The sequence below is a fragment of the Shivajiella indica genome (assembly GCF_042683085.1).
GTDB lineage: Bacteria > Bacteroidota > Bacteroidia > Cytophagales > Cyclobacteriaceae > Shivajiella > Shivajiella indica.
In genome coordinates, this window is sequence record NZ_JBHUIV010000020.1 from 202,851 (window position 1) to 215,789 (window position 12,939).

The 12,939-nt window shown below is 38.0% G+C and carries 12 protein-coding genes and 1 tRNA gene; 11 read left to right on the forward strand and 2 right to left on the reverse strand.

The window, feature by feature from the left end; genetic code table 11:
* Position 1: 1 nt before the first annotated feature.
* A complete protein-coding gene (gene ligA / locus ACFSKV_RS14990; RefSeq protein WP_380804464.1) occupies positions 2 to 2,458 on the reverse strand; it encodes an NAD-dependent DNA ligase LigA in 2,457 nt (818 codons plus the stop codon).
* Between the two features lie 144 nt (positions 2,459 to 2,602).
* Between ligA and ACFSKV_RS14995 the strand changes: the two genes are divergently transcribed.
* The 9 genes from ACFSKV_RS14995 (at position 2,603) to ACFSKV_RS15035 (ending at position 11,749) form a co-directional block, all read left to right on the forward strand.
* The gene (locus tag ACFSKV_RS14995) at positions 2,603 to 3,235 is read left to right on the forward strand and encodes a TetR/AcrR family transcriptional regulator (RefSeq protein WP_380804467.1); all 633 of its coding nucleotides are present in this window, start codon (positions 2,603 to 2,605) and stop codon (positions 3,233 to 3,235) included.
* 199 nt (positions 3,236 to 3,434) lie between these two features.
* Positions 3,435 to 5,495 (forward strand): methionine--tRNA ligase, encoded by a 2,061-nt coding sequence (metG, locus tag ACFSKV_RS15000; protein ID WP_380804470.1) that lies wholly within the window; start codon positions 3,435 to 3,437, stop codon positions 5,493 to 5,495.
* 99 nt (positions 5,496 to 5,594) lie between these two features.
* Positions 5,595 to 7,022, forward strand: a complete 1,428-nt coding sequence (locus ACFSKV_RS15005; RefSeq protein ID WP_380804472.1) for a circularly permuted type 2 ATP-grasp protein — start codon at positions 5,595 to 5,597, stop codon at positions 7,020 to 7,022.
* A 25-nt stretch (positions 7,023 to 7,047) separates the two neighbouring features.
* Entirely contained in the window at positions 7,048 to 8,028 is a 981-nt protein-coding gene (locus tag ACFSKV_RS15010; RefSeq protein ID WP_380804474.1) for an alpha-E domain-containing protein, read from the forward strand.
* A complete protein-coding gene (locus tag ACFSKV_RS15015; protein WP_380804476.1) occupies positions 8,025 to 8,762 on the forward strand; it encodes a proteasome-type protease in 738 nt (245 codons plus the stop codon). The genes ACFSKV_RS15010 and ACFSKV_RS15015 overlap by 4 nt, the downstream gene beginning before the upstream one ends.
* Positions 8,762 to 9,604 (forward strand): transglutaminase family protein, encoded by an 843-nt coding sequence (locus ACFSKV_RS15020; protein ID WP_380804478.1) that lies wholly within the window; start codon positions 8,762 to 8,764, stop codon positions 9,602 to 9,604. Before ACFSKV_RS15015 ends, ACFSKV_RS15020 begins: the two co-directional genes overlap by 1 nt.
* Before the next feature lie 79 nt (positions 9,605 to 9,683).
* Complete coding sequence (locus tag ACFSKV_RS15025; RefSeq protein WP_380804481.1) at positions 9,684 to 10,937, forward strand: metallophosphoesterase; 1,254 nt, start codon at positions 9,684 to 9,686, stop codon at positions 10,935 to 10,937.
* 49 nt (positions 10,938 to 10,986) lie between these two features.
* Positions 10,987 to 11,397, forward strand: a complete 411-nt coding sequence (locus ACFSKV_RS15030; RefSeq protein ID WP_380804483.1) for a DUF4174 domain-containing protein — start codon at positions 10,987 to 10,989, stop codon at positions 11,395 to 11,397.
* 112 nt (positions 11,398 to 11,509) lie between these two features.
* Entirely contained in the window at positions 11,510 to 11,749 is a 240-nt protein-coding gene (locus tag ACFSKV_RS15035; protein WP_380804486.1) for a hypothetical protein, read from the forward strand.
* A 6-nt stretch (positions 11,750 to 11,755) separates the two neighbouring features.
* On the opposite strand, the gene ACFSKV_RS15040 is transcribed toward ACFSKV_RS15035, so the two are convergent.
* Complete coding sequence (locus ACFSKV_RS15040; protein ID WP_380804489.1) at positions 11,756 to 12,172, reverse strand: CBS domain-containing protein; 417 nt, start codon at positions 12,170 to 12,172, stop codon at positions 11,756 to 11,758.
* A gap of 177 nt (positions 12,173 to 12,349) precedes the next feature.
* Here ACFSKV_RS15040 and ACFSKV_RS15045 point away from each other — a divergent pair, with 177 nt between their 5' ends.
* Together ACFSKV_RS15045 and ACFSKV_RS15050 are read left to right on the forward strand one after the other, a co-directional pair.
* The gene (locus tag ACFSKV_RS15045; protein ID WP_380804491.1) at positions 12,350 to 12,508 is read left to right on the forward strand and encodes a GIY-YIG nuclease family protein; all 159 of its coding nucleotides are present in this window, start codon (positions 12,350 to 12,352) and stop codon (positions 12,506 to 12,508) included.
* A gap of 282 nt (positions 12,509 to 12,790) precedes the next feature.
* Positions 12,791 to 12,864: transfer RNA gene (locus tag ACFSKV_RS15050), tRNA-Pro, on the forward strand.
* Positions 12,865 to 12,939: the final 75 nt, after the last annotated feature.

Sequence of the window (12,939 nt, forward strand, 5' to 3'; positions counted from 1 at the left end):
ATTACACCTTTTTATCCAACATTTCCAGGAATTCATTCTCAGAGATCAGTTTAATCCCTAATTTTTCAGCTTTTTCTTTTTTACTTGGACCCATATCCTCACCTTCAATAATAAAGTCCAAGGCTTTGGATACAGATTTTAAATATTGGCCCCCATTTGCTTCAATGAAATCAATTATTTCATCTCTTTTAAAATGATTCAGTTTGCCCGAAGCGAGGATTTTTAGTCCGGTAAGTTTGTTGCTTGCTAATGTCCTTTCTTCCTCCATCAACACAAAGTTGAGGCCCTGCGTTCTCAAACGGTCAATTAATTTTAAGTTTTCCTTGTCATTGAAATATTCATGTATGCTATGAACCAGAATATCACCTACTCCATTGATGTTCAGTAACTCCTCACTTGTTGCATTTTTTAGGGCTTCTATATTTTTAAAATACCTTGCAAGGATTTGAGCAGTATTCTCACCGATATTTCTAATTCCAAGGGCAAAAAGAACTTTTTCAAATGGCTGGGATTTGGAAGCTTCTATTCCTTCCAGCATATTGGAAATTACTCCTTCCTGAAAAGTATTTGCCTTTAGCCTTTTGATCCTATCTTCCTGCTCCCTACTAAGAGGAAGGTTCAACTTGATCATAATGGCATGAACCGTATTTTCATGGAGTGATACTTCAACGAGTTTTTCTAATGAAACCCAATTACCGATAAGAACATGAAGAACCACCGGGACAGGTAAATGATCTTCCATCTGGGGAAGATGGCTTTTGTCCAGTATTTCCTGAAGCTTCAGGAGTGTTCCAATATTCTGGGCTACTTTTTTGTTGGAGGTCCTGATAAACAATTCAAAGGCTTTGATAACAGCTTTTAGTGGCTGGTCAAGGTGCCTTTCTGTAAATTTTTGAATTGCTGTTAGTGAAATACCATCCGTAAGTGAGAAGAAGGCTTTGGTCAATGAGATAAAAAGATAACCATCATCAGACTTTTGATATTGATCCTGACTCATTTCCAAGCCTAAGAGTTGATCTGATTTGCTTTCCAACTCATATAAATCTGCAAAATTCCTGATATACCCCTGGTCGATTAAGGTTTTAATCCTTTCAGTTCCCAATGAGTCAATGTCCATTGCCCTTTTGTGCACAAAATGTTCTATTCTTCCCAAGATCTGTGGAGGACAATTTTTGGTATTGGGACAAAAATGCTTGGCCTCTCCTTCTTTTCTTTCTAAAGGCGTTTCACATTCCGGACAATGTTCGATATAATGAACTGGGCCTGCACCGGGCTTTCGCTTTTCCATGACCACACCAGTAATTTTTGGGATGATTTCCCCTCCCTTTTCAACCATTACAGTGTCCCCCTCATACAATCCAAGTCGCTCTATTTCATTGGCATTATGTAAAGATGCCCTTTTTACAGTTGTTCCTGCGAGATGAACGGGAGACAAGTTTGCCACAGGGGTGATTGCACCGGTTCTCCCCACTTGATAGGTAATGGATAATAATTCACTTTGGGCACTTTCGGCCTTATATTTATATGCTATTGCCCAACGGGGAATTTTGGCGGTAAAGCCTAATTCTTCCCTTTGGTCATAGTCATTGATCTTCAAAACCACACCATCGGTATCTAAAGGAAGCTCAAAACGTTTTTCTTTCCAGTTCTCTATATACTTCAAAACTTCCTTTATGCTCTTACACTTTGTATAGGTTGGTGAGACATTGAACCCCCACTTTTCTAGAAGGTGTATGGCTTCATCATGGTGATTGACCCCAATATCTTCGCCTAACAATTGATAGAAATAACAGTTGAGTCTTCTTTTGGCTACAATACTGCTGTCCTGCATTTTGACCGTTCCGGAAGCTGCATTTCTTGGATTGGCCAACGCAGGTTCTCCGATTAATTCCCGCTCTGCATTGATCTTTTCAAATTCTTTGATGGGTAGGAAAATTTCTCCCCTGATTTCAAATTTTTGCGGAATGTTTTTTCCTTTGATATGTATAGGTATGTTTCTGATGGTTTTGACATTTTCAGTCACGACATCTCCTCTTGTACCATCTCCACGGGTAACAGCACGGATCAATTTACCATTTTCATACACCAGGCTTATGGCCACACCATCAAATTTCAACTCACAGAAATATTCAAAGTTCCTGTGGCCAAGCCCCTTGACTACTCTTTCATCAAAAGCTAGGAGTTCCTCTTCTGAATAGGTATTGCCCAAAGAAAGCATCCTATATTCATGCAAGGCTGTTTCGAATTCTTTTGTGATTGTTCCTCCGACTCTTTGGCTTGGGCTGTCTTCCTCCAAAAATTCCGGAAACTCCTTTTCCAATCGGATCAGTTCCTCTAAGAGCTGGTCAAATTCAAAATCCGAAATTTCTGTCCTATCCTCCTGGTAATAAAGGTGGTTGTGGTAGTTTATTGTTTGACGTAAGCGGTCAATCTTTTCTTTGGCCTGTTGTGGGGTCATAGGTAATTACAGGATAGGTTTTGGAGGTAAAGTCCCAAAAATAAGCTTTGTAAAAGGAATGGCAAAAGAATAAGCTTTAGACATTGCTTTTTATTTGTTAGAAGATTTAATCACAGGTATTATATTTGTTCTGATAACCCCATTATGAGTAAAAAAACAGAAATAGAATCTAAAATCCTTGATGTAGCCTACAAGCTATTTTTAGTTCAAGGATATAAAAACACCTCCATGGATGATATCGCCAAAGGTTTGGCCATGAGTAAAAAAACCTTATACAAATATTTTCCAGGAAAATTAGAATTACTGGCAGCATCATTCGATATGTTAAAAAGCCGGCTTTCCCTAAAAGTAGAGACTTTGGTGGATAATAAATATATTCCTTATACTACCAAATTGAAGTCCATGCTGTCTATGGTAGCTTCAGACCTGGCACCACTCAATCCAGAATTATTGGAAGAGCTTCGGGAATATGCTCCGGAAATATGGAAAGAATTACAGAATTACATCAGGGAATCAGCTTATCTGAGGTTCCAGAAATTGATAATGGAGGGTATTCATAAAGGTTACGTGGCTCCTAATGTTAATGTAAGCTTGGTAGTTTTTATTTACACCTGCGCCATCCAAAACCTTATTGATCCCAAATTTTTATCTCAATTTCCTGCCGAAATGAAAAATAATTTAGGGTTGACAACTGCTGAAATATTTGACCAAACAATACAGATTATTTATCAGGGTATTTTGACAAATGAGGCTAAGCTTGAATTTCAAAAAAGCTGATTTATTATTTGAGATATTGATTTCAGAGGTACGGTTTTGTGGCATCTCGACTTATTGAAATGGGCAATAAAACAGGTTGTATTTTTTAATTTTTATGGAGCTTCTACGAAAAGAATCTTTTTAAATTAAACTGAACAGGAAGAATTAAGTACCTTTTTTAAAGTTTCCAATACCATTCAATTTTCTATCTTTGCATCCAATGAAAAAGAAAGATTTCAATAGGTATACCGTTACCTCTGCCTTGCCCTATGCCAATGGACCTCTTCATATAGGTCACCTGGCAGGTTGTTATATTCCTTCAGATATATATGTCCGTTATCTAAGGTCAAATAAAAAGGATGTTGTCTATGTGTGCGGTTCGGATGAACATGGTGTAGCCATTACCATCAAAGCAAAAAAGGAGGGAATAAGTCCTCAAGAAGTAGTGGACCGCTACCATGAAATGATGAAAAAGAGCTTTTTGGAATTCGGTATAAGCTTTGACCATTATTCCAGGACTTCAGCAAAGATCCACCATGAGACAGCCGCCGGATTTTTCAAAGATTTATATGACAAAGGTGAGTTTTTGGAGCAAAATACCGAACAATATTATGATGAGGAAGCAGGCCAGTTTTTAGCTGACAGGTATATTGAAGGAACCTGCCCTAAGTGTGGTAATGAAGGGGCTTATGGAGATCAATGTGAAAAATGTGGAAGTTCATTAAGTCCTACTGACCTGATCAACCCCAAGTCCAAACTCAGTGGAAGTGTGCCGGTTTTAAAAGAAACCAAACACTGGTTTTTAGACTTGGCGAGGTATACAGATTTCCTTAAAAACTGGATTTTGGTTGAGCATGAGCATGATTGGAAAAATAATGTATTAGGTCAATGCCGTTCCTGGCTTGAGGCAGGTGAAGGGCTTCAGGCAAGGTCAATGACGCGCGATATGGACTGGGGAATTCCAGTGCCGGTTGAAGGAGCAGAGGGTAAAGTTCTGTATGTATGGTTTGATGCACCCATAGGGTATATATCGAGTACAAAAGAATGGGCAGCTGAAAAAGGAATTGATTGGGAGCCTTATTGGAAAGATGAGGATACCAAACTTGTTCACTTTATCGGTAAAGATAATATTGTTTTCCACTGCATCATTTTTCCGGCAATTTTAAAAACCCATGGGGGTTTTGTATTGCCTGATAATGTTCCAGCCAATGAATTCCTGAATTTAGAGGGAGATAAAATCTCAACATCAAGAAATTGGGCAGTTTGGCTCCATGAGTATTTGGAGGAATTTCCAGGGAAACAGGACGTGCTTCGTTATGTCCTGACAGCAAATGCTCCTGAAACCAAGGATAATGACTTTACTTGGAAGGATTTTCAATCAAGAAATAATTCTGAATTAGTGGCCATTTATGGCAATTTCGTCAATAGAGCAGTTGTACTGACCCATAAGTTTTTTGGGGGAAAAGTACCTGATCTTTCCCAGCTTGAGGATATCGATAAAGAAACCCTCCAATTATTGAAGGAGTTTCCGGAAAAAATCGCCACTTCTATTGAAAGATTCAGATTCAGGGAGGCATTATCTTTTGTAATGGATTTTGCCAGAACCGGAAACAAATACCTGGCAGATACCGAACCTTGGAAGACCATTAAGGAAGATCAGGATAGGACAGGGACTATTTTGAATATTGCTTTGAACTTAGCATCCAATTTAGCCATTGTGGCCGAACCATTTCTGCCTTTTACTTCGGCAAAAATATTCGAAATGTTTAACCTGAATGGCTTGAATTGGGGTAATGTTGGTAGGGCAGACCTGCTCAAACCTGGAGATTTACTCAATCCTGCCGCTTTATTGTTTGAAAAAATAGAAGATCATGTGGTTGAATCACAAGTCAATAAATTGCTGGAATCAAAAAAACGTAATGAATTGGCCAATAAAGAGGTCTCACCAATGAAAGACATCATTTCTTATGATGATTTTGCCAAATTGGATATGAGGGTGGTTAAAGTATTGACCGCAGAACCCTTGCCTAAATCAAAGAAATTGCTCCGATTAACAGTAGATACCGGATTAGGCGTAAAGACCGTTCTTAGCGGAGTCGCGGAGCATTTTAAACCCGAAGAATTGGTAGGTAAGCAAGTGACCATGCTGATTAATTTAGCTCCGAGAAAAATGATGGGAATAGATTCCGAGGGAATGATCCTAATGGCTGAAGACAAAGATGGCAGTCTCAGGTTGCTCCAACCTGATAAGCCAACTGCAGATGGATCAATGATTTCCTAATTTAATATAAAACCACCTGAAATGGTGGTTTTTTTTTGTTAGTTTTTTAAAATCAAGTATATTCAGTCAAAATCAATGGTTTTGTTAAATTCTTGTGTTATGGATACAAATCAATACCAAGTTGGGGGAAATTTTGATGAAATGTTCGTTAAAGAGGGTGAATGTAGAGCCCATTATCATGATTTTTTCAAACTTTTGTCGAAAACCAGTCCAAAAAAAATGTCTCACCTTCAGCATTCTGCCAATAAAACACAGGTTGCTATGGGGATGACATTTAATGTGTACCATGACAATCAGGGAGTAGAAAAAATCCTCCATTTGGATATTATCCCAAGGATTATAGCCCAACAGGAGTGGAAACACTTGGAGGCTGGATTAAAACAAAGGATTTATGTTCTCAACCAATTCATCCATGATATTTATAATGATCAAAAGGTATTGAAGGATAAGATAATACCAGAGGATTTGGTTTTGGGCAGTAAAGATTATCTTAAACCCTGTATAGGCCTTACACCACCAAAGGGAATATGGTGCCATATTACAGGGACTGATCTTGTCAGAAACAATGATGGGAAATATTATATTTTGGAGGATAACCTTCGCTGTCCTTCTGGGGTCTCTTACATGCTTGAAAGTAGGGAAATCATCAAAAGGGCATATCCAGATCTTTTTAATAAACTTGGAGTAATGCCTGTTTCGGATTACCCGGTTAAGCTGTTGAAAATGTTACAGTTTATCTCGAATAAAAAGAAACCGGTAGTTGGAGTTTTGACTCCCGGTATTTACAATTCGGCTTATTTTGAACACTCTTACCTCGCCTTACAAATGGGTGTTGAATTGGTTTCAGGGATTGATCTGGTTACCAAAGGCAAAAAAGTGTACATGCAGACTACCAAAGGTTTGGAGCAGATAGATGTGCTTTACAGAAGAATAGATGATACTTTTTTGGATCCTATGACCTTTAACCCAAAGTCTATGTTAGGCGTTCCTGGTATTTTTGAGGCTTACAAAGCAGGGAACATTGCTATCGCCAATGCGCCAGGTACAGGAGTAGCGGACGATAAAGCCGTTTATGCCTATGTGCCCAGGCTGATCAATTATTACCTTGGAGAAGACCCTATCCTGGAAAATGTGCCAACTTATTTATGTCGGGAAGAGGAAGACAGGAAATATGTTTTGGATCACATTGAAGAACTGGTTGTGAAAGAGACTAATGCTGCAGGAGGATATGGAATGTTGATCGGACCCAAGTCGACCAAAGAAGAACATGGGAAATTCAGAGAATTAATCAAGAACAATCCTACCAATTACATTGCACAGCCCACATTATCTTTATCTACTGTTCCTACCTGGACTGAAGAAGGATTGCAGGGAAGGCACGTGGATTTGAGGCCATACATCTTATATGGTGAGGACATAGAAGTGATTCCAGGAGCTTTGACAAGGGTGGCTCTAAAAAAAGGATCATTGGTTGTCAACAGTTCCCAAGGCGGAGGAAGTAAGGATACCTGGGTTTTGTATAACTGATTTACTCATTTTCAAATAAATTAAGATGCTAAGTAGAGTAGCGAATTCCATATATTGGCTGGGAAGGTACCTGGAAAGGGCTGAGAACTATGCCAGGTTTATTGATGTAAATTTTAACCTGATGCTTGATCTTCCTCCGGATATGAAAGCACAATGGGAACCATTGGTGATTACTACTGGGGATGAGGATTTATACAAAAAAAAGTATGATTCTTTTGAAAGTAAAAAAGTTATCCATTTTCTGACATTTGATACCGAAAATCCAAACTCCATCATTTCCTCCATCAATTTTGCCAGGGAAAACGCGAGGGTAATCCGGGAGAATCTGACAAAAGAAACTTGGGAGAAGTTAAATGAACTCTACCATTTTGTCCATAAAAGAGCAGATAAAAAAGATAATGGAAAAGATGATCCAAGGTCTTTTTTTGAGAGTGTTAAAAGTCAGATTTTACTCCTTTATGGCTTAGCGGACAGTACAGTGGCCAGGACTGAAGGCTGGTATTTCAGACAATTGGGAATGTTTCTGGAAAGGGCTGATAAAACAAGTAGGATAGTGGATGTCAAGTACCATATCCTTTTACCATCTCCAAACTGGGTGGGAACACCCTTGGATTTTTTGCATTGGACAGCTCTTTTAAAATCGGTTACTGCGTTCAATACTTACAGAAGGTTATATGGAAATATAGAACCCTCCAAAGTGGTCGAATTTTTAATATTGAATAAGTATTTTCCACGCTCTGTGTTTTTTTGTATTAAAGAAGCTGAACTTTGTTTGCACAGGATTTCTGGTACTTCTGTAGGTGGGTTTAAAAATCCGGCAGAAAAAACCATTGGTGAATTAAGATCTAAACTTGAGTTTACTGAGGTAGAAGATATCATTCAGGTAGGATTGCATGAATATTTGGACCAACTTCAGTTAAAAATAAATCAGATTTCAGATAAAATAAATGCCAACTTCTTCCAAATAAAAGATAACTTTATCATTCAAAATTCGAATCAAGAATGACCTTTTGTCTAGGAATAAAAACCAAATACGGTATAGTTGGCCTTTCAGATACCAGAATAACCTCAGGAACAGAGACAACTACTTCAAAAAAAGTTTTCACCGTAAACCGTGAAAAACATTCATTTTTCATTATGACCTCAGGCTTAAGATCAGTACGGGATAAAGCCATTACCTATTTTACAGAAGTCATTGAAGAACAGGATCAGGATTTTACGAAATTATACAAAGCGGTGAATGAGTTTGGGAATCAGGTTAAGAGGGTAGCTTCCGAGGATAAACAGTACTTGGAGGAAGCAGGACTTTCTTTTAATCTCTTTTCAATTATCGGTGGTCAACTGGAAGATGACAAAAGCCCTAAGTTGTACTTGCTATATCCACAGGGAAACTGGATCGAGATCAGGAGGGGGACCCCATTTGTTACCATTGGCAATACAGGAGCAGGTAATCCTGTTTTAAGGCGTTCCCTACATTATGATGATCCTTTGGATTACGCATTGAAATGTGCTTTTTTGGCTTTTGATGCTACCAGAATTTCGGCTAATGATGTAGATTATCCTTTGGATACGGTTGTGTTGGAAAATGACCACTACCATATTGTCGAGAAAAGATTTGAGCAAAAGGAACTTGAACATATATCCAGTTTCTGGAATGATAGAATTAAGGAAGCCATTAGGGAACTTCCTGCTGAGATCCTCCAGAAAGCGTTTAGTGATGAAGCCCCAGTTTCACCTTGATGGTCAGGTTAGAAATCCAACATTTTACCAAGTACACTTATAGTGAACCTGTTTCTCTTGGTCCTCAAAATCTTTTTTTAATTCCTCAACAAAGGTCGTATTTTAATATTGAGCGATCCAGATTACTAATTAATCCCCAATTCGAGGGATTGAATGAAAGATTGGATTTAGAGGGAAATTCCTATTATCAGACTTGGTTTATCCGGCATACTGAATTTCTGGAAATTGAAACCGATTTTATCATTCAATCGGAAAAATACAATCCATATGGATTCATCCTTTCTGAGGGGAATAGTTTTCCTTTCCGGTTTTATGAGTATTCCGAAGATCAGAAATTATATCTTCGACCTTTTCTTAAAACCGAAGATTACCCGGAATTAAAAGAATTTGCATTTTCTGTTCTTTTCCAATCAAAGGATTTGATCGGTTTCCTGGTTAGACTGATCAGTCAGATCCACTCAGAATGGAGGCACACAATTAGAGAGGATCATGGAATATGGCCTTCTTCTCAAACCTTTGTAAGCAAGCAGGGTTCTTGTAGGGACCTTTCATGGATGCTGATGGAAATTCTTAGAAGTATTGGTTTGGCTACCCGTTTCGTCAGTGGTTATGCCTTTAATCCCGAATTGGAAGAAGGTCATGAATTACATGCATGGGTGGAAATTTATTTGCCAGGTGGAGGGTGGATAGGAGTAGATCCAAGTTTAGGGTTGTTTACAGACCATCATTATATTCCCCTGGCAAGTAGTTTTGACCCAAAAAATACTTTTCCAGTTCAGGGTACTTATGGTGGTGCTGGAAATTCCACTCTACATGCAGAGGTTTGGATCAAAGAAATTTGAACTATTGAAATTATTATAGGCCCTTACCTGAACATTTTTTTGGTAATTTCTGTATTAGTCTATAATAAAACTAAACCAAATGAACTCAATAGGAGCTGCCATCTTCCTTTTGGCAATATTACTGTTTTCCACTTTTTTGAATTGGTATGTATTTCAGGCTGTTAAGACCGTCGGGCAGTCTTTGGAATCTCAAAAAGCCCAAAATTTAATTCAATTGGCCTATTGGTTGGTTTTTGGGGGAATCTCAGTTTGGTATATCTGGACTTTTGTAAAAATATCAATTACAGGAGAATTTTCATTTTCTACGCAAACCATGTTCAATGTTTTTTTGACCGTTGTAGTCACTCAACTGGTATGTATTGTATTTTTATTTGCCGAAGATCTTGTGAGGAACATGCAGGCATTAATTGCATATTTCTGGAATAACTCAAGTGGTTTTTTGCTACCGCCGCGAAAAATCTGGGTCAGTGTTCTTGCCTTTGTGATTTCAGCCATACCCTTTTTTGGTTTTGTTTATGGGATGGCTTTTGGAAAACATAATTTTAAAGTACATAAAGAAACCATCTATTTTGAGGATTTACCGGAAGCCTTTGATGGTTTTACAATTACCCAAATTTCGGATATTCATGTAGGTAGTTTTAAAGAGCCTGACCATGTGCAAAAAGGTATCGATTTGGCCATAGCCCAAAAATCAGATCTTTTCGTATTTACAGGTGATCTGGTAAACCACAAGGCAGATGAAATAGAACCTTTTATTGATCAGTTTGCTATGATTAAGGCCCCTTATGGACAGTTTTCAATCATCGGAAACCATGATTATGGAGATTATATTGCCTGGCCAAGCAAGGAAGCGAAGGAGGAAAATTTCAGAAAATTCAAGAAACAGCATGAGAAACTAGGTTATAGACTTCTCTTGGACGAGAATATTCGGATTGAAAAAGACGGTCAATTTATACAATTATTAGGAGTAGAAAATTGGGGGGTAGGTTTTGGAGCCAGGGGTAACCTGGATAAAGCTTTGAAAGAAACTTCTACTAATGATTTCAAAATCCTTTTATCCCATGATCCCTCCCATTGGGATGCGGAAGTTAAAAACAATCCCAATCCAATCCATTTGACACTTTCCGGTCATACCCATGGAATGCAATTTGGTATTGAAACACCAATAATCCGTTGGAGCCCTGTCCAATACCGTTACCCTAACTGGGCAGGTTTGGCTATGGAGAATAATAGGTTTTTATATGTGAACAGGGGTTTTGGTTTTCATGCCTTTTCCGGTAGAGTTGGCATTTGGCCTGAAATTACAGTGATAGAACTAAGGAAAAAGAGATAATTTTTTCGGTGGTTTAAAAACCATTTTCCCAACATCTGGTTCAATAAACATGAATTCAGTTTTTATATTCATTACCATGTTTTTGATTTCTCTGCAGGGAAAACCAAATCAACTGGAAGATTTTAGGTGGAAAAATAGAATTTTATTGGTTTTTCAGAACGAAATCGCATCAATTGATGCCTTTTCAGATAGTTTGGAAATTGAAATGAGAGAAAGAAGACTTCTGTATTTTTTTGTGAGTGAAGAATTTAAAAGTAATGTTGAGGTAGATTTTTCAAAACCATATCTTGAGTCTTTAAAAAGAGAATTTGGAATGGGAGGAAATACTGGGTCATGGGTTCTCATAGGACTTGACGGTGGGGTTAAAATGAAAAGGGAATGGAAATTGGATTGGAATTTAATTTTTAAAACCATTGATTCCATGCCCATGAGGAAATCTGAAATCAAGCGCATTAATTAGGACTAATCCCTGAATAATAGGATTTTTTTGTTTGTTACAGTGAAAAAATACCCAATATAGGGTATTTTTATAAAATAAATATCAGGTTATATTTGGGATAAATAGTTTGCCTATGAAATTCTTCTACCTATCTACCAATAATAACGATCAAGGATTTTTTGAAATACATCACAGAGAGTGCCCAAGCTTACCTTCCATCCATCATAGGGATTATATAGGTCCCTTCAACAATCCGAAGGAAGCTTTGAAAAAAGCCATTAACTTTAATCCAAATGCAGCCCTATGTCCTATATGTTCTCAAAAGCCGGTGAAAATTGGAGGTTCTTCAAATAGCCGGATTGTTGAAAAATGAGTGGATTTAATATTGGTCCAACATATATTTAATAACATCTGTAGTGGTGACAATTCCCCTGAGTTCCTCACCATCCACAACAGGTAAGGCATGGAATTCTTCAGTGGCAAAAATTACTGCTACATCACGGATGGAATCAGTACTGCTCACCACTTTTGGCTTTGCAGTCATGACCTGTTTGATGCTTAAAATCTCAAGAACTGCCTCATCTGCTCCTTCCTGATTTTCGAATAATGCACCAAAAGTCAATCTGTTGATATCTGTCCTGCTTAGAATTCCGGTTATTTTTTTTCCTGCCAGTACTGGTATATGTCTTATTTTATGTTTTCGGAACAAAGATACCACATTCTGCAAGGGTTCATTTTCCTGAACTGCATATACAGGGCTTGTCATAATGCTACTTATAGGCTCTCTCTTTTTCATTTTCGTTTTGGGTTTGGTTTTCAGTATCGAAACTACATCGAATTTCATTTAAAAATCCTGATGAAAGTCATGAAGTCTTTTGATTTTTAATGGGACAAATCCATTGATTTTTTACTAGCTTCTGAAATAGCCCTCAAACAAAACTGTATATCCATCATTAGCTTTAGAAAATTTTAAATGCATAACAGCAGTCGAAACCCATCCACCAAAAATGGGATTCCATGGGTTCTTGTTTATTTTTGTAAGTGTGAAAGCAGGCCAGAAGCTATGAAATTGGAAAAGCAAATCAAGAACTTGGGAACCAGCCGTTTTTTTGAAAAATTGAAATCAGGGTAATATAATTTCCCTTATTTCTTGGAATTAAACTGTCAAGGTTCTTATTTTCGTGAATCAATTCGGGGTGTGGCGCTCCCGATTAATATCGGGACGGGAGCGTATCCTGACTGTGGTCAGGATGGTCGCAGGTTCAAACGTTGAATCTTAAAAAGATTGAATTGAATAAATATATATAAAACGGGGTGTGGCGCAGTCCGGTAGCGTATCCTGACTGTGGTCAGGATGGTCGCAGGTTCAAACGTTGAATCTTAAAAAGATTGAATTGAATAAATATATATAAAACGGGGTGTGGCGCAGTCCGGTAGCGTACACGTCTGGGGGGCGTGTGGTCGCAGGTTCAAATCCTGTCACCCCGACAAATGAATGGCAGTTCTTAAGGACTGCTTTTTTTATTTAAGGGGTAAAGAAGGTGTACCTCATTTTTTCAATTG

What these genes read in the sequence shown, in the direction of transcription:
- ligA (WP_380804464.1), bottom strand. Translation starts at nt 2,458, where the DNA reads ATGACCCCACAACAGGCCAAAGAAAAGATTGACCGCTTACGTCAAACA.
- ACFSKV_RS14995 (WP_380804467.1), top strand. Translation starts at nt 2,603, where the DNA reads ATGAGTAAAAAAACAGAAATAGAATCTAAAATCCTTGATGTAGCCTAC.
- metG (WP_380804470.1), top strand. Translation starts at nt 3,435, where the DNA reads ATGAAAAAGAAAGATTTCAATAGGTATACCGTTACCTCTGCCTTGCCC.
- ACFSKV_RS15005 (WP_380804472.1), top strand. Translation starts at nt 5,595, where the DNA reads ATGGATACAAATCAATACCAAGTTGGGGGAAATTTTGATGAAATGTTC.
- ACFSKV_RS15010 (WP_380804474.1), top strand. Translation starts at nt 7,048, where the DNA reads ATGCTAAGTAGAGTAGCGAATTCCATATATTGGCTGGGAAGGTACCTG.
- ACFSKV_RS15015 (WP_380804476.1), top strand. Translation starts at nt 8,025, where the DNA reads ATGACCTTTTGTCTAGGAATAAAAACCAAATACGGTATAGTTGGCCTT.
- ACFSKV_RS15020 (WP_380804478.1), top strand. Translation starts at nt 8,762, where the DNA reads ATGGTCAGGTTAGAAATCCAACATTTTACCAAGTACACTTATAGTGAA.
- ACFSKV_RS15025 (WP_380804481.1), top strand. Translation starts at nt 9,684, where the DNA reads ATGAACTCAATAGGAGCTGCCATCTTCCTTTTGGCAATATTACTGTTT.
- ACFSKV_RS15030 (WP_380804483.1), top strand. Translation starts at nt 10,987, where the DNA reads ATGAATTCAGTTTTTATATTCATTACCATGTTTTTGATTTCTCTGCAG.
- ACFSKV_RS15035 (WP_380804486.1), top strand. Translation starts at nt 11,510, where the DNA reads ATGAAATTCTTCTACCTATCTACCAATAATAACGATCAAGGATTTTTT.
- ACFSKV_RS15040 (WP_380804489.1), bottom strand. Translation starts at nt 12,172, where the DNA reads ATGAAAAAGAGAGAGCCTATAAGTAGCATTATGACAAGCCCTGTATAT.
- ACFSKV_RS15045 (WP_380804491.1), top strand. Translation starts at nt 12,350, where the DNA reads ATGCATAACAGCAGTCGAAACCCATCCACCAAAAATGGGATTCCATGG.